General features: G+C 41.9%; 16 protein-coding genes. 7 read left to right on the top strand and 9 right to left on the bottom strand.

The features are described from left to right. Positions 1-50 precede the first annotated feature (50 nt). The gene (gdhA, locus tag WH214_RS09115) at positions 51-1,394 is read right to left on the bottom strand and encodes an NADP-specific glutamate dehydrogenase (protein ID WP_339421313.1); all 1,344 of its coding nucleotides are present in this window, start codon (positions 1,392-1,394) and stop codon (positions 51-53) included. Positions 1,395-1,742: 348 nt separating this feature from the next. On the opposite strand from gdhA, the gene WH214_RS09110 reads away from it, so the two are divergent. Both WH214_RS09110 and nth read left to right on the top strand, forming a co-directional pair. Next, positions 1,743-2,537 (top strand): RnfABCDGE type electron transport complex subunit B, encoded by a 795-nt coding sequence (locus WH214_RS09110; RefSeq protein WP_339421315.1) that lies wholly within the window; start codon positions 1,743-1,745, stop codon positions 2,535-2,537. Between the two features lie 3 nt (positions 2,538-2,540). After that, positions 2,541-3,251, top strand: a complete 711-nt coding sequence (nth, locus tag WH214_RS09105) for an endonuclease III (protein WP_339421317.1) — start codon at positions 2,541-2,543, stop codon at positions 3,249-3,251. An 11-nt stretch (positions 3,252-3,262) separates the two neighbouring features. Here nth and WH214_RS09100 read toward each other — a convergent pair whose 3' ends face one another. From WH214_RS09100 to WH214_RS09085, 4 genes are all read right to left on the bottom strand, one after another. Then, complete coding sequence (locus WH214_RS09100) at positions 3,263-3,460, bottom strand: hypothetical protein (protein ID WP_279670427.1); 198 nt, start codon at positions 3,458-3,460, stop codon at positions 3,263-3,265. A gap of 82 nt (positions 3,461-3,542) precedes the next feature. Beyond that, on the bottom strand, positions 3,543-4,202 hold the full coding sequence (gene adk / locus WH214_RS09095; RefSeq protein ID WP_004980915.1) for an adenylate kinase: 660 nt from the start codon (positions 4,200-4,202) through the stop codon (positions 3,543-3,545). 77 nt (positions 4,203-4,279) lie between these two features. Beyond that, positions 4,280-5,596, bottom strand: a complete 1,317-nt coding sequence (locus WH214_RS09090) for a hypothetical protein (protein ID WP_339421326.1) — start codon at positions 5,594-5,596, stop codon at positions 4,280-4,282. Positions 5,597-5,659: 63 nt separating this feature from the next. Beyond that, a complete protein-coding gene (locus tag WH214_RS09085) occupies positions 5,660-6,178 on the bottom strand; it encodes a hypothetical protein (protein ID WP_004980918.1) in 519 nt (172 codons plus the stop codon). A gap of 241 nt (positions 6,179-6,419) precedes the next feature. On the opposite strand from WH214_RS09085, the gene mrdA reads away from it, so the two are divergent. The 4 genes from mrdA to WH214_RS09065 all read left to right on the top strand — a co-directional run bounded on the left by mrdA (position 6,420) and on the right by WH214_RS09065 (position 10,476). Beyond that, positions 6,420-8,465: a penicillin-binding protein 2 gene (gene mrdA / locus WH214_RS09080; RefSeq protein ID WP_339993217.1), complete on the top strand. Its 2,046-nt coding sequence runs from the start codon at positions 6,420-6,422 to the stop codon at positions 8,463-8,465. Positions 8,466-8,467: 2 nt separating this feature from the next. Continuing rightward, the gene (gene rsmD, locus WH214_RS09075; RefSeq protein ID WP_339421330.1) at positions 8,468-9,034 is read left to right on the top strand and encodes a 16S rRNA (guanine(966)-N(2))-methyltransferase RsmD; all 567 of its coding nucleotides are present in this window, start codon (positions 8,468-8,470) and stop codon (positions 9,032-9,034) included. Positions 9,035-9,240: 206 nt separating this feature from the next. Then, the gene (locus tag WH214_RS09070; RefSeq protein WP_339421332.1) at positions 9,241-9,975 is read left to right on the top strand and encodes a sulfite exporter TauE/SafE family protein; all 735 of its coding nucleotides are present in this window, start codon (positions 9,241-9,243) and stop codon (positions 9,973-9,975) included. A gap of 165 nt (positions 9,976-10,140) precedes the next feature. Beyond that, on the top strand, positions 10,141-10,476 hold the full coding sequence (locus WH214_RS09065) for a hypothetical protein (protein ID WP_010326292.1): 336 nt from the start codon (positions 10,141-10,143) through the stop codon (positions 10,474-10,476). 65 nt (positions 10,477-10,541) lie between these two features. Here the strand turns inward: WH214_RS09065 and WH214_RS09060 are convergent, their stop codons facing one another. Then, entirely contained in the window at positions 10,542-11,138 is a 597-nt protein-coding gene (locus tag WH214_RS09060) for a 1-acyl-sn-glycerol-3-phosphate acyltransferase (RefSeq protein ID WP_279740711.1), read from the bottom strand. Between the two features lie 277 nt (positions 11,139-11,415). Between WH214_RS09060 and WH214_RS09055 the strand changes: the two genes are divergently transcribed. After that, positions 11,416-11,892: a copper resistance protein NlpE gene (locus WH214_RS09055; protein ID WP_339421337.1), complete on the top strand. Its 477-nt coding sequence runs from the start codon at positions 11,416-11,418 to the stop codon at positions 11,890-11,892. Positions 11,893-12,004: 112 nt separating this feature from the next. On the opposite strand, the gene WH214_RS09050 is transcribed toward WH214_RS09055, so the two are convergent. The 3 genes from WH214_RS09050 to groL all read right to left on the bottom strand — a co-directional run bounded on the left by WH214_RS09050 (position 12,005) and on the right by groL (position 17,378). Further along, positions 12,005-13,555 carry an arylsulfatase gene (locus WH214_RS09050; RefSeq protein WP_339421338.1) on the bottom strand — a complete coding sequence of 517 codons (1,551 nt, stop codon included), beginning with the start codon at positions 13,553-13,555 and terminating at the stop codon, positions 12,005-12,007. A gap of 144 nt (positions 13,556-13,699) precedes the next feature. Then, positions 13,700-14,965 carry an anaerobic sulfatase maturase gene (locus tag WH214_RS09045; protein ID WP_339421339.1) on the bottom strand — a complete coding sequence of 422 codons (1,266 nt, stop codon included), beginning with the start codon at positions 14,963-14,965 and terminating at the stop codon, positions 13,700-13,702. 778 nt (positions 14,966-15,743) lie between these two features. Continuing rightward, entirely contained in the window at positions 15,744-17,378 is a 1,635-nt protein-coding gene (gene groL, locus WH214_RS09040; RefSeq protein ID WP_004694331.1) for a chaperonin GroEL, read from the bottom strand. Positions 17,379-17,428: the final 50 nt, after the last annotated feature.

Below are 17,428 nucleotides of genomic sequence, written 5' to 3'. Positions count from 1 at the left end.
GAGGCTATCGCCTCGGTTTTTTATAGGGATTTTTCAAAGTGGATGTAGACTTAGAATACGCCTTGAGCAAGCATTGCATCTGCAACTTTTACAAAGCCTGCAATGTTGGCACCATTTACATAGTTCACAGTACCGTCTGCTTGTGTACCGTATTTCACACAGTTACGGTGAATTTCTTTCATAATCGCATGTAAGCGCTCATCGACTTCTTCAAAAGTCCAACCCAAACGCAAAGCATTTTGTGACATTTCTAGGCCAGAGGTCGCAACACCACCCGCGTTGGATGCTTTACCTGGTGCATATAAAATTTTCGCTTCAACGAATTTTTCGACTGCATCTAAGGTAGAAGGCATGTTTGCCCCTTCAGCGACACAAATCACTCCATTTGTAAGGAGTACTTCAGCATCCGCCTGATCTAACTCATTTTGAGTTGCGCATGGCAATGCGATATCACATGGAATAGACCATGGACGCTGACCTTCTAAGTATTCAAAGCCATGCTTAGATGCAAACTCAGAAATACGACCGCGCTTCACATTCTTCAGTTCCATCACTTCAGCAAGTAAAGCATCGGTAAAGCCTGCTTTTACATATACCGTACCCGCAGAGTCAGACAATGAAACGACTTTTGCACCGAGGTACATTGCTTTTTCAGCAGCGTACTGTGCTACGTTACCAGAACCAGAAATCGTGACTATTTTGCCTTGGAAGCAGTCGCCACGTGTTTTCAGCATTTCTTCAGCAAAATACACTGTGCCGTAGCCCGTTGCTTCAGGACGTGCCAAAGAACCACCAAAGGTCAAACCTTTACCCGTAAACACAGATGAAGTGTCATTGCTCAACTTCTTCATCATGCCAGCCATATAACCCACTTCACGGCCACCCACACCAATATCACCCGCAGGGATATCCGTATTTGAACCTAGGTGACGGTATAGCTCAATCATCAGCGCTTGGCAAAAACGCATAATTTCACCTTCAGACTTTCCTTTAGGATCAAAGTCTGAACCGCCTTTACCACCGCCCATTGGCAGTGTGGTTAACGCATTTTTAAAGGTTTGCTCAAAGCCTAAGAATTTTAGGATCGATAAATTCACCGATGGGTGAAAACGCATACCGCCTTTAAATGGACCAATTGCCGAGTTGTATTGAACACGGAAAGCACGATTTACATGCGTTTGACCTTGATCATCCACCCATGAAACACGGAATTGAATCGCACGCTCTGGCTCAACCAAACGCTCTAGCAAACCGTGGTCTGCATAATGAGGATTTTTTTCAATGAACGGCCAAAGGCTGGTCATGACTTCCTCTACCGCTTGTAGAAACTCGGGTTGATGTTCATCACGTGTTTTCACGTAATCTAAAAACTCATTAAGGCTGTTATATTTCAACGCTTAATCCTCAGCAAAAAATGGATCAAAATTGGTCAAATTTTATAAACAATGTTAAATTTTGGCGCAAACAATTAAATATCTTTTACCAACAATTCACAACACATTTCTATCAAAAAACATATTTATCATTTATATAACAATTATTTATATAAAATATACCTAGAATTTTTTTATAAAAAAAACACCAATGAAAACACAGGCTTAAAATCTTTTTTTGCTCAAAAATGATGCAGTTAATGAACCATTTTAGAACACAGGATTAATCAAAAAAAACATGGTAAAATTCAGTGATCTACCTATTTCTCCTAATATCTCTGCAAATTCAGTTGCAGGATTGGTTTACGCATGAATTCGCACATTTCCCTGATCCAAAATATCGATGCCCTCCTTCCCCAAACCCAATGTGGACTCTGCGGACATCGTGATGGATGTCTGCCTTATGCCCAAGCCATCAGCGAAGGTGAAGCAGCCAATAAATGTGTACCTGGCGGGCAGCCTGTAGCCGATGCATTGGCTCAGTTGCTCAATCGGCCAGCATTAATTGCAGAAGAAAGTATTTGGCCTATTCAAGCCGATGGCCGCCCACAGAGAATGAAAGCAATCATTCGTGAAGATGAATGCATTGGTTGTACCAAATGTATTAGTGCCTGTCCTGTAGACGCCATTATTGGCTCGGGTAAACTCATGCACAGTATTTTGACTGACCTGTGTACAGGCTGTGAACTGTGTATCCCACCTTGTCCTGTTGACTGTATTGACCTTATTCCAGATGTAGACGGCATACCGACGGAAATCTTACGTAAAGCTGAGCAAGATGATTTAAGACAACGCTATTACGCACACATTCAACGTGAGGAAAAACAGCGTCTACACCGTAAAGGTCCAGTGGTTCGTGCAGAAATTGATACGGCTTTATTTGCCCAGTTTTCAGCACAGAACGATGCTGTACCTGACATTCAGATCATTGAAAAAGAACCAGAAATTGCTGCAAAGCTTGATGCAAAATCCACCATTGAGCTGGCTAAATTACGTGTACAAATTAAAAAATTAGAAAAGCAGCTCAGTGTTCGTGAAGATACGAAAAAACGTCTGTTGTTAGATGACTTAACCCAACAGCTTCATCAGTTACAGGGAGCTTAAAGCATGCTCACTACAAGCGGAAAACCTGTAAAAAACATGACCAAAAAGCAAATCCAAGTCTTTTTTGAGCGTTTACGCGCACAACGCCCAAATCCCAAAACTGAATTGAATTATTCGAGTCCTTTTGAGCTGTTGGTGGCTGTGACCTTGTCTGCTCAGGCGACGGATGTGAGTGTCAACAAAGCTACAGATAAACTCTTTCCAATCGCCAATACACCTGAAACTATTTATGCCTTAGGAGTCGATGGTTTAAAAACCTATATTAAAACCATAGGCTTATATAATGCGAAGGCTGAAAATGTCATTAAAGCCTGTAAAATACTGATTGAAAAACATAACAGCATCGTGCCAAACAACCGCGCTGATTTAGAAGCTTTGCCCGGCGTAGGACGAAAAACAGCCAATGTGGTATTAAATACTGCTTTTGGACAACCGACGATGGCGGTCGATACGCATATTTTTCGTTTAGGCAATCGTACGGGATTAGCTGTCGGCAAAAATGTGCTTGAAGTCGAACACCGTTTAGTGAAAGTCATTCCGAAAGAATTTATTGTCGACTCGCATCATTGGCTGATTTTACATGGTCGATACTGCTGTATCGCACGCAAACCGAAATGCCATGAGTGTATCGTTTCAGATGTGTGTAACTGGCCAGATCGTTTTGAATTTGGTGCAGCACGTATTGCCACAACGACGATAGAAGCTGAACATTAAAGTTCAGTTTTTTATTGTTGATTTGATTTATCTTTTAAGTCTTGCTGCAACTTCGGATGCAACTGACGTTCTGGCTGCTTCTTCGACATTTTTTCTTGTTTACTGACATCGCGTAGCATTTTTACGCTGATATAAAACAAACCCACCAAGACCGCCGCAGCAACAATAATTAAAACAATGATTCCAACTTGTGCCACACGCGACTCCATTTTAACAGGATCAAGGAAAAGAGCCCTAATATGACTTAGAGCTCTTTCAATGTCAAAACATTGCCATGTTTAAAACATGCAATTATTTGTCTTGATCAAGAATCGCAAACAAATCTGCTTGTACTTCGTCAATTGGACGTAAGCCATTCAGCTTGTCATAGGTTGGTGCATTTTCACCAGACGCTGCGCGACCTTGGTAGAAACCAACCAACTGTTCAGTTTCAGTGTGGTATGAACCTAAACGTTTACGAATCGTTGCTTCTTGGTCATCTGGACGTTGTACCAGCTCTTCACCAGTTTCGTCGTCCTTACCTTCCACTTTAGGTGGGTTGTAAACGATGTGATAAACACGGCCCGATGCAGGGTGCTGACGGCGACCAGAAAGACGTTGTACGATTTCTTCGTCAGGTACATCAATTTCAATCACGTGATCAATGTTGATACCTTCATTTTCAAGCGCTTCGGCTTGAGGAATGGTACGTGGGAAACCATCAAAGATACAGCCATTTACACAGTCAGGTTGCGCAATACGTTCTTTCACTAAACCAATGATCAGTTCATCAGATACAAGACCACCATTGTCCATCACGCTTTTAGCTTGTAGACCGAGTTCAGTTCCTTCACGAATTGCAGCACGGAGCATATCACCGGTTGAAATTTGTGGGACATTGTAGCGCTTACAGATCAACTGAGCTTGTGTACCTTTACCTGCTCCAGGTGGTCCGAGTAAGATAATGCGCATAAAAAAACATCCTCATTTAAACAATGTATTTGACACTTTGTACATGTCGAAAAATTCGACATATTTTTAGCATCTAATTATAAGAAAGCTACAAACAAATGTATTGTACCCGCAATGAAGCCCGTTACCCCACCCAATAAAATCAAAATCCATTCGTCTTCCTGAAATGCAGGACGTAATAAGTTTTGAAATTCTTTCGGTGTTAGCTCTCGAATACGGTCTCTAAACATTTGATAGATTTTCTGTGCACGGCTCGCATTGAACGCTGGGTCGCATACAGGCACCATCGTAATTTCAATTGAACGATCAATCAAGTCCGTCTTCAGTTTTGCGTATTCACGTGGCCCCAAAGACAGCTGCAAAGATGTTCTCACCAATGGTGTTTCCATGATTTCATTAATATGACGCTTGACAATACGACGGGTCTTGTCTTTTTTATTGCCATACATCATTTCAGTCATGATAGATTTTAACGTAATCAGGTCTTCTGTGACTACACTCGCAAACACATCAGACACTTCTTCTTGGCGCTTCATGAAAGCGCCTTGTACATTATAAGTCCCAATGTGCGGAATCACAGGCTTAATCCATGGAAACTTACGATCTTTTGTTAATTCAGTCAGTTGCAAGTATCGAACATAGTGTGGCTCAATTGGATTAAACACCATCCAAATCGCAATCCAGTTGGTTAAGAAGCCCCATACCGCAGCCCAAAATGGAACCGTCCAATGCCATGGCACCACAAACCAAACAATCATTTGGAAGATACCAAAGAACATCCCAATGAGGGCACTAATATGCCAAATAAAGTTGATTTCTTTCTGACCCACTTTCAAGAACATACGCACCATTAGTCTGCGGTCACCTTCCATTTGGCTGACCACCATATCGCGCATATCCACAAGTGACTCGACGTTCATGGTCAGTTCGGTCACTAATTCTCTGAGCACAGCCGGAAGCTGTTTGTGTGCCTGCGCATAAATTCGACGCTTAATCGAATAAGGTAAGTTTTCCCAAAGTACAGCATTACGGTCAATCATGACTTCATCAATCAGGTGCTCAAGTTCAAAACCAACTTGCTCACCAATGATTCGGGCCATATCCTCAGGATCCATTGCATCTAAAAACTCACGCAAAGAACCAAGTTTAGATAAGGTGTTATCCGTAATGATGCCTGAAATACGCCCAGCTTTTCTGGGCACAATGCCCTGCCAACCCACAGGCAAAGGCCCAATATGAAAACCCCAAAATGTAATCGGGTAAAAGACCATTTTCAGGGCCATCCAAACGTGCGCCCAAGTCACAAAAGCAGTCACAGGAATAATGCTGAGTACAGCCCAAAAATCGGGTCGATTCAAAAAGGTTTGCCACAACTGATTGACGTACTCAAGCATGTATAACTTCCATATTTAATTTTATTAACTGAATTATATAGCGTTTTAAAAAAGATATTGTGTCTATAAACCGAAACTTAGAGTATAGGAAAATTGTAGTCTCGGTTCAGTTTCTGCAACCACATAGCCCGATTTGGCTTCGAGTTTTTCCCCTGCACCAATCCCTACACTGAAAGTGCTGATTCGTTCAGGACTAAGTAACACATAAGCAAGATCTACACCACCACCAAGGCGAGATTCGTACTCGCCATCTACTTTCTTGCTGTCAATATGCCCTGCGTAAACACCGAGATAATAGCCATTTTTATCTTTACCAGTAAAATGAACTGGAAATCTAAAACCCAACTGACCACCTACAGGGTAATCATCATTGATAAATACCCCAGCTTTTGCATATGCAATGCCATAAGGATTCACCCACTCCAGATTGGTGTGCAGTAATTTCTGCGTTACACCAGCCCCTACATTCCACGTTTGAGCACTGCCAGCAGGAATTTTCGCATCTGGCAAAAAGGAATTATCTTGAGCGTAGGCTACGTTTGCACAGGCAACAAGTGCCAACACTGGATAAATTCTTGTCATTATTGTCACCATTATCCGTAATGTTATTTTAGTAATTGGTCCCTTTTTACAGGATTTTGACTGTAGCAGAATTTATAAAACACTTATATACAGCAATTTATATTTTTGATGTCTATAAAGTCAAAATTTAGGCAAAAATGAAAAGCAGAAGCCGCGATTACAAATATCAAAACAGTGTGACATGCGTTAGAATAGCGCGCAGGTATTTTCCTCTTTATCCATGTGTTTAAGTCGATTTGGTATGAAACAGCACTTTCCTTTAAAAAATGTACAACAAGAAAAGCGCATTTTTCGAAATCGTACCTTTATCTCCATGGGTATTGTGGTCTTCTTCTTGCTGATTTTAGTCACTCGCTATGCCTATTTGCAGCTGGTGCAATTTGATGAGTTTTCAACGGCATCCGATCAAAACCGTATCCGCCTACAACCTTTAGCCCCTGCGCGTGGTTATATTTATGACCGCAATGGTGTGCTGTTGGCGGACAACTATCCTGTCTTTACCGCGACGATGAGTCGAGCGGATGTGACGGATATTAATGCCACGATTGAACGTTTAACGCCAATCTTAGAACTCACCCCTGATGATATTGAGCGCTTTAACAGTCGTATTAAAGCCTCACGTAAAACTGAACGCGTTTCCATTAAACTTAATCTCAATGAAAATGATATCGCTCGCTTTAGCGAAGTTAAGTATCAATTCCCTGGGGTGAATATTGAAACCCAGATGACGCGCTACTATCCACATGGTGAACTGTTTGCCCATGTGATTGGTTATGTGGGTCGAATTAACGATAAAGAATTAAAAAGCATCAATAAAGATTTGTATGCGGGCACTAACCTGATTGGTAAAATTGGGGTAGAAAACTCCTATGAAGATTTGCTGCATGGTGTACCAGGAAATGAGTCGGTCGAAGCCGATGCGCACGGTAATGTGCTACGTCATTTAGGTCGTAAAGAGCCCGTTCGTGGTAATGACTTATATCTTTCACTCGATTATGGTTTGCAGACGGTTGCCTCAGAGCAGCTTGCAGGTCGTCGTGGTGCCATCGTGGCGATGGATCCACGTACAGGTGAAATCCTTGCCTTGGTCTCAAGTCCAAGTTTTAACCCTAACCTGTTTGTCACGGGGATTAGCCATACCGACTATAGCGGTTTACGCGATAACCTCGATCAACCGCTATATAACCGTGCTGTACAAGGCGCTTACCCACCCGGCTCAACCATTAAACCGATGTTTGGTTTAGGTGGTATTCATTATGGCTTAATTGATTGGGGCACGGCCATTTCCGATCATGGCTATTTCACACTTCCGGGCGATTCGAATAAATTCCGCGACTGGAAAAAGTCAGGACACGGCGTAGTCAATTTGCATAAATCGCAAGTGGTCTCTTGTGATACCTTCTTCTACATTCTGTCGTTCCGTATGGGCATTGAAAAAATGAACACATGGATGCGTCAGTTTGGCTTTGGTGAAAAAACTGGCGTGGATTTACCAAGTGAAAGTACAGGTCTTTACCCCAACCCTGAATGGAAAATGCGTACCCGAGATGCCAAATGGCTCAAAGGTGAAACCATTTCAGTGAGTATTGGACAAGGTGCTTTTACAGCAACACCGCTGCAATTGGCCATGGCAACAGCCATTACCGCCAACCATGGTTCACATGTGATTCCGCATGTTTTACAAACCAGTAAAGGTGCAAAACCACATAAAGACTTAAATGCGCCTGATGGCAGAATCCAGTTCAATGGCACGGACCAAGATTGGATACAAATGCGTGATGCCATGGTCGATGTCATTGAAACAGGGACTGGACGTGGCATTCGCACGCCAATGTATAAAATTGCAGGTAAAACTGGTACTGCCCAGGTCAAAAGTATTGCTCAAGGTAAACGCTACAATGAAGCCCTATTGACTGAACGGCAGTTAGACCACGGTTTATTCGTGGGCTTTGCACCTGCGGAAAACCCTGAAATTGCGATTGCAGTAGTTTGGGAAAATGGTCGTCATGGTGGTTCTGCCGCACAGCTGGCTCGTCCGATCCTAGACTACTGGCTGCTCACACGTCATAAAAATCCAATTCGTCCACAAAACCATCAAATTAGTGGTGGTTTGATGACGGCAGGGATTAAACCGGGTGAATTACCAAGTGGTAGCACTCCACCAACGACCACAACAGGGACAAGTACAGCTACACCACCCAGTACTTCCAATACAGCACCCGCTTCAACAACGGCAAATACAAACCGTTCAGCTACACCACCTTCTGCACCTGTGGAGTCAGACTAATTATGAAAAACCAACTCCGCATCATTGGAGGGGACTGGAAACGTCGTCAACTGCCTTTTGCCAGTATTGAAGGTTTACGCCCTACGCCTGATCGCGTACGTGAGACTTTGTTTAATTGGCTCATGTGGGATGTACAAAATACCAATGTTTTGGATATTTGTGCAGGTTCAGGTGCATTGGCATTTGAAGCCTTATCACGTGGTGCATCAAAAGTAGTGATGATTGAACCTGACCGCAGTCAAGCACAGTTTTTAACGGAAAACTTGGAACTCCTTAAAGTACCTAAGTCCCGTGCCCAGTTAAAAGTAGCGACTGCACAGCAAACATTACCCACCTTAAAAGAACAGTTTGATTTGGTCTTTTTAGACCCGCCGTATAGCCTAGAGCTATGGGAAGAATTGGCCCTCTTGGCTGATCCTCTGATTCAAAATAATGGCTATATTTATGTAGAAGCCGATCGGGATTTGAATCAGTTAAAACTTCCAGCATCGTGGATTCAAATGAAGAACACCAAAGCTGGGTCTGTACGTGCAGGTTTATATCAAAAGAAAATAGTGGTTTCCCCATAATCTAGACACTTTTATGTCCTTTTGATTTACGCCATCACGAAAGAAAGTGGTCTTAGCGCATATTAGTATGGTTCTGAGCTACGCTATGTATGAAGATCAATATACATATTCAAAATCAAGCTAAGGTTTCAGTCATTTTTCATGTCTAAAACTATGTAGACCGATCAAAAAACCGTACACTCGCTAAAATTTTAAATATATCGCATATGACTTGGTTGATCTTTATCTTAGGTGCAATGGTGGCGGGTTTTGTACAGGGGCTCACGGGCTTTGCATTTGCCTTAATCGCCATGTCATTTTGGGTCTGGATCTTGGCACCTCAGCTCGCAGCGCCCTTGGTGGTGTTCGCCTCAATCTGGAGTCACCTGATTTCCTTAAAGTCAGAATCAGCCTTTCAACTTGATAAAAATCTCGTTGCACCTTATATCTTTGCAGGTCTGATTGGCGTTCCATTGGGAACCTATCTGCTAGACATCATTCAAGCACATACCTTTAAACTGGTTCTAGGAATTTTTTTGATTTTTTGGTGTCCATTGATGCTACTTAATCCCCAAATTCGCTTCATTCAAAACTCTGGAAAATACGCCGATAGCAGTATTGGTTTTCTTGGGGGTGTATTGGGTGGGTTAGGAGGCTTTTGTGGCTCATTGCCTTCGGCTTGGGTCATGTTAAAAAACCTTCCTAAAGAGCAACAGCGCTCAATTTTAAGGCATTTCAATTTCGCCATTCAGTTGTTTACCCTACTCACCTATCTGCTCCGCGGAAATTTAAACTTGCAACATTTACCCTATATGGGCATCTTACTTTTGAGTGTGAGTCTACCAGCCATGCTCGGCGCGCAATTGTTTTATAAGATTTCTGAGCGGCAGTTCAAACATACGGTACTGGGTTTATTGTTTAGTTCAGGCTGTTTTCTATGTATCAGCTATCGCTTTCTGTAGTGCTATAAAAACCTGACTCTGCACTTTGGCATTGGCTTGGGTCAGCAATTGTGTGTTTTGTGTCAAAATAGGCTCATCTTTAAACAACTTAGCTCTACTGGGCTTTCTCCAACTTCACAAATCTTTATACAATTGGCACACCTTCAAACCCACCGCTCACCATATATGAAACTGCCTCTTGCACTACTGAGTATTTGCTTTATCAGTGCTTGCTCCATAAGCTCATCCAAAGAAATAAAACAAGCCGAAAAACTTCTCCAATCTTTTGACTGTCAAAATATAGAGCGCGATCAGGCCGACCACAGCAGCATGACCAGTTATCATGAACAAGTGCTTGCCAGCAGTAAACAAAAAGCTCAATCCTATGTAGAAAGCTATCAACATGGCGATCAAATTTTTGACCTGCCGCTACCTGAAGTGATTGAAACACAGCTACAAAGTTATACGGCCGCATGCCAGTCGCTAGGTGGGGTTTTACCCAATCCTCAGCAGAGCCCTTAAAATACGGTTAAAAATAAAAAAAGACAGCTCGAAAGCTGTCTTTTTTTATTTCATATGATTCAAATTTAAGACGCAGTTGAGTCGTTGTGATAGCGAGTATCGACACTGAAATCTTGAGGAAATTTAGCCGAAATTTGCGCATAAAATGCCATAATTTCAGCCATATCTTTTTCATAATCACCCGTAGGATAAATAATTTTACCCACCCCAGTTTTTTTCTTCGCATAATCCATATAGGCCAGCGCAATCGGAACACCTGCACTGACTGCAACATGGTAAAAACCAGTTTTCCACTGTTCCTGCTTGGCACGTGTCCCTTCAGGGGTGACCAACATGACCAACTTAGGGTGTTGTTTAAAAAGATCACTCATGAGTTGTACCATACTTGGACGTGGTTCACCTTCATGCTTCGGACGACGGTCAATACCTATCCCGCCCATTGCACGAACAAATGGCCCAAATGGCAGTTTCATATAGCTGTCTTTAATAGTAATACGGACATGCACACCTAAGGCTTTTAATGCCAAACGAGCGTACAGCGCATCCCAGTTGCTGGTATGTGGTGCTGCAATCATCACACATTGATCGATATCCAAATCCCAATGGTTATCAATCTGCCACCCCATTAAGGCTAAACTTTGTTCTGCAAGCTTTTCGAACACAAAAAAAACCACATTACTGAAAATCCGCGCCGATTCTAGCAATGCTGCTGATCAAATACACGGCGAGACGGTCAATAAAACAACAATTAATCTATAAACGTATATTTTATTTAATTCCAAATATTTCAGGAAAAAACAGGGTCTTCGAAATTAAAGGTGAAAATACGTGAATAGTATTCTTTATTGAAGATACAGAAGCACTCACAGATCTTCACAGATTCATTTCCAGCACTCCTGTAAGGTAAAACTAAACACTGAATAATATCGGGTGCTGTATATGCAAAAGACTTTTTTAGCACTATGCCTATCTTTCACCATGTTAACGGCATGCTCAAAACCGAATGAAAACAATCCTCCACCAGATCACAATGTCACGGCATCTATGGACGACAGTGCCAGCGCAACCGTGTTAGATACACCAGACACAGCAAATTCCTTAGATTGGGTAGGCACATACCAAGGGGTTCTACCCTGTCACGATTGTTCTGGGATCGACACAGAACTTGAACTGACCTTAGATCATCATTTTGTGCTAAAACAAAAATTTTTAGGCAAATCGAATAATAATTATGTCAATGAGGTGAAAGGCTCATTTCAATTTTTGAATGGCTCTGATCAACTGATACAGCTCGACTCATCAGGTGATAGCCGTATTTATTATATTGGTGCGCAATTTATTGAAATGCGTGGCGATAAAGGTCAAGTGCTGGATCAACCTAAGTTCAACTTTAAACTCACCAAATCCTTAGAATAAGATACTCTCAACATCATGCATGATTTAAATTGCTTATTTGTATGCCCCAGCATGAACTCCCCAAGCATCAAAAAAGGGAGCCAAATTACTTCGGCTCCCTTTTTTTCATAATTTACGGCTTTTGGTTCTGTAAATTCTTAATTAACTCACTAAAATCAAGTGTTGCAGCCTTTTGTACAGGTGGATAGTCCATCAACGATTTGATATGTGAACCCAGTAATGCCTGTAAGGGTTCAGAAATCCATTGCTTGGTTTGAATAATGTCTGAACGATCTCTGATACTATCAAAAGTCTCAAATGGGTCTTGGCGAAGGTTGTACATCACTGGAAATTTTTGCTTTTGATACTGGTCGTAATAATTTTCACTGGTTTCAAAGTGAACTTTCCATTGGTTAATACGAACTGCACGTACGGTTGACTCATGATAGTACAAGAAATTATTACGCTTACTTTCTGTAGTCTTACCCGTCCAATAATCAAGATTATTCACACCATCAATAATTTGCTTACGATTGGTTTTCATCTCCTCTACAACATTTTTATTCCCTGCGACATTCGCCAAAGTTGTAAACAGATCCATATGCGACTGAATGCCGTGTTTCACTTGTCCTGCAGGAATATGTCCCGGCCATCGCACCATCATTGGAACACGAACTCCCCCTTCATAGGTCGTCATTTTTTCACCACGGAACGGTGTGGTGCCACCATGATTTTTTGCACTGTGCTCAGGGCCATTATCGGTGGTATAAACAATGATGGTATTATCCAACACCCCCATCTTCTTCATATCATCCAACAATGCACCGACTTGCATATCGTGTTCAATCATACCACTGCCATATAAATCATCTTCTGAGGTGGCTTTGGCAGCCAAGTAACGATGCTCAGGACGTAAATGGGTAAACATGTGCATACGACTTGGATTCAGCCACACAAAAAATGGCTTATCCGCTTTCTTGCTGCGCTTCATGAAGTCTACACTGGCAGCAATTAACTCATCATCCACCGTTTCCATACGCTTACGGGTTAAAGGGCCTGAATCTTTACACTTTTGTTTACCCATCACACCAAAGCGAGGATCGATAGTTTCATCGGTATCATTAGACGAATAGCAGTGCAATACACCACGCGTTCCATACTGATTCACAAATTCAGGATCTTTTGGATAATCATACTGTTCAGGAAATTCTTCCGTATTTAAATGATATAAATTACCAAAGAATTCATCAAAACCATGTACCGTTGGTAAGCTATCGTTGCGATCACCCAAATGGTTTTTACCAAACTGACCACTCATATAACCCAGCGGTTTCAATACTTCTGCCAAAGTCGGTGTTGCAGCTTTAATCCCTAAAGGAGAACCTGGACGACCGACTGTTGTCATACCTGAACGAATTGGATACTGTCCCGTAATAAATGCTGCACGTCCAGCGGTCGAGCTTGGCTGCGCATAGTGATCGGTAAACATCACGCCTTCTTTGGCAATACGATCAATATTCGGCGTGTCATAGCCCATCACACCCTGACCATAAGCACTGACGTTCTGCCAACCCACATCATCAGACATAATCACCAAAATATTGGGTGGTTTCGCCATCAGAGCAGAAGACAGCAATGCTCCACTTATCAGTGCTAAAGAGCGAGAAATTAAGTTTTTTTGCATGGTATTTTCCTTAAACACATTCGTATGAAACGAATTTTCATCCTTGTTTCAAACCCAATTGACACTAAACGCAGAACGATATCAGTGCCTTACAAATTTAATTTTTAGAAAAATGCTTTTCTAAAAACTAGTGACAATAGTTCCCTAATGCAGTCGTATCCGTTTAGCAATTTCATTTTTAGATAAAAGTGCCGTATGAAAAAAACGTTTTAAACCTGAGCACAGATAATGTAGACCCGCCTCTCCATCCGGGGCCTTGAGGAAACGGTCTTTTGGACAATCTCCCCAGCAATATTGAAGATATGGACATTTTTGGCAGTATTCTGGCAGTGACTTGGATTTGGCATATGCAAATTTCTTTTGTTGCTCAGAAAAAACCAAATCACCTTGGTGAATTTCGTGAATATTGCCCAATTTGTATTCGGGATAAACAAAGTGGTCACAAGAAAATAAGTCGCCATTGTGTTCAACCGCCAAGGATTTGCCACAAATTTGACCCGACACACATTTCTGCGCCCCATAGCCAAACATCATGGAAACCATGTTTTCAAACTGATCAACAAAGACCTGCCCAAAGTCTTTCTGTAACCATTCTTTCCACACAATTGAAAGGAATATGCCCCAATCATCGGCAGCAATTGACCAGTCTGTCACCACAGAATCTGAACTTCCCGGTTGTGCTGCTGAACTGCCCAATTTAGGCAAATCTTGAAGATTCCAATGACCTGGTGCAGTTTGTTGGAACTGGGCGCTTTCCATTCCCGGAATCAGTTGAATCATGCGCGGTTGAACTTGGTCTCGGATAAAACGATAAACCTCTAACGGTCGTTTCGCATTATCACGGTTCACCACACATAAGGCATTAAAGGGGATTTGATACTGGCGCAATAACGCAGCAGCCTGCATGACTTTGGCATGCGTCGGTTTTCCACCTTTGTTATAGCGATGGATATCATGCAACTCGGCAGGCCCATCTACAGATAAACCCACCAAAAAATCATGCTGTTTTAAAAATGCGCACCAATCCTCATCCAGTAACGTGCCATTGGTTTGTAAATCATTTTCAATACGCTGATGAGGTTTCGCATATTTTTTTTGCAGCTCAACCACCCGCTGAAAAAACTCCAACCCCATAAGCGTCGGCTCACCACCCTGCCAACTGAAAACCACTTCATTGCCCGTTTGCGCTTCGATATATTGCTTAATATGTAACTCAAGCATCGACTCAGACATACGCGGAACTTTGGGTTGCTGTAACATGTCTTGTTTATGCAAATAGAAGCAATAACTACAATCTAAGTTGCACTGTGCCCCAGTGGGTTTGATCATCACGTGATAGCGATAGGTTTGTCCCTGCACTTGCAGGCTTCTTAAAGGCGGATATTCAGCTTGTAAAGGTATCATTCGCATTTTTAAAGTCCTCATTTTTTTCAGCGTTCGGGCACAAATTCACAACTGTACAAAACTATGTACACAAGTTATTTTGCGAAAAGAGATCTGGTGATTTCATTCCATTCACTGCATGAAGTCGGTTAAAGACCCAAGCCATTTTTTGTTTTGAATGGATTAACCAGAGTGACTATTGCCGCTAAACATGCAACATGAAAGCTGCCATAAGATGACCTTGCGGATATTTTGATAATTTCAATGATTTATAATTCATTCTCTTCTTGTCCCTAAGCTTAATTTTCATCAGCAAAGCCACTGTGTAAGAGTAAAAATCAACAGCCAATTCCAATTTAGGCATGCTGAAAAATACTGACCCATCTCACACAGTCGCATCGCTTGGTAGAGCACGTTATCAAACTTTGAAAATAGAAAAACCACTCAAAAGAATGGTAATTGCATTTTTTATGGTCGTTATATACTTGAACTACGTCATCCTTCAAACCTAAACATCATTCTGTTGAACCCAAACTAGACATATTTTATAAAATGTGAAGCTTCGCTTTTAGAACTTCGACATAGACTATTTTAAGAATTGAGAAGCTGGATAATGAATTTTTAAATGATCCATTTATACCTAATGCGCTGACTCATCTCCGTCTTATCTTTTGTTTTTATTCACACAGTCAGAAACATCAAAAAGTTCAATAAAAAAGGCCGCTCATGGAGCGACCTTTTTCTTTTCAAATATATGTGAGTAACTATGAATAAATTACAAACACTTATTTAATTAGGGTTGGAATTACATCATTCCGCCCATACCACCCATGCCGCCCATATCAGGCATTGCAGGCTTGTCTTCTGGAACGTCAGTAATCATACATTCAGTTGTCAACATTAAACCTGCTACAGATGCAGCATGCTCAAGTGCAGAACGCGTTACTTTCGCTGGGTCAAGAATACCCATTTCCAGCATGTCGCCATACTCAGAAGTTGCAGCATTATAACCGAAGTTACCTTCGCCATTTTTCACAGCGTTGATCACAACTGAAGGTTCATCACCCGCATTCGCAACGATTTGACGAAGTGGCGCTTCAATCGCACGACGTAAAATGTTGATACCAACATTTTGATCATCATTCGCACCGTTTACGCCATCAAGCGCAGCTGCAGCGCGTACCAGTGCAACACCACCACCAGCAACCACACCTTCTTCAACCGCAGCACGTGTTGCATGAAGCGCATCGTCCACGCGGTCTTTCTTCTCTTTCATTTCAACTTCAGTCGCTGCACCAATTTTAATTACAGCTACACCGCCTGCCAATTTAGCAACACGTTCTTGAAGTTTTTCTTTATCGTATTCAGAAGACGATTCTTCAATTTGCGCACGAATTTGAGTGACACGTTCAGCAATTTGAGCTGCGTCACCAGCACCGTCAACAATCACAGTATTTTCTTTAGATACAGTGATTTTGTGCGCAGTACCTAAGTCCTGAAGAGAAGCTTGTTCTAAAGTCATGCCGACTTCTTCAGAAATCACAGTCGCGCCCGTCAAGATTGCGATATCTTGAAGCATTGCTTTACGACGGTCACCAAAACCAGGGGCTTTAACCGCACATACTTTGATAATTCCGCGCATGTTGTTAACAACAAGTGTAGCTAAAGCCTCACCCTCAACATCTTCAGCGATAATTAAAAGTGGTTTACCTGTTTTAGCAACAGCTTCAAGTACAGTAATTAATTCACGGATGTTGCTGATTTTTTTGTCAACAAGCAAGATGAACGGATTTTCAAGTTCAGCCGTTAATGTATCTTGTTTGTTTGCAAAGTATGGGCTGATATAACCACGGTCAAACTGCATACCTTCAACAACGTCCAAAGCATCTTCAAAGCCTGAACCTTCTTCAACGGTAATCACGCCTTCTTTACCTACGCGTTCCATTGCTTGTGCAATGAGTTTACCTACAGTTTCGTCAGAGTTTGCAGAGATTGAACCCACTTGTTCAATCGCCTTAGTATCAGAAGCAGGTTTTGCTGTTGCTTTAATTTCAGCAACCAATGCTTTAACAGCAAGGTCAATACCGCGTTTCAAGTCCATTGGGTTCATGCCCGCAGTTACAGACTTGATGCCTTCATTTAAAATTGCTTGAGCTAGTACAGTTGCGGTTGTTGTACCGTCACCCGCGATGTCATTGGTTTTAGAAGATACTTCACGAACCAATTGAGCGCCCATGTTCTCAAATTTGTCTTTTAGAGAAATTTCTTTCGCAACCGTTACGCCATCTTTAGTGATGTGCGGAGCGCCGAAAGAACGGTCGATCACAACGTTACGGCCTTTAGGACCTAAAGTTACTTTTACAGCATCTGCAAGCACGTTTACGCCTGCAATCATTTTAGAACGAGCTGAATCACCAAATTTTACGTCTTTAGCTGACATACTAAACTCCAAATATTCTTAAATTTTAATCAATTGTATTGCTTAAACAG

The organism is Acinetobacter sp. MYb191, from assembly GCF_037572605.1.
In the GTDB taxonomy this organism is placed as follows: Bacteria; Pseudomonadota; Gammaproteobacteria; order Pseudomonadales; family Moraxellaceae; genus Acinetobacter; species Acinetobacter johnsonii.
This window is presented reverse-complemented; position numbering and strand designations above follow the sequence as displayed.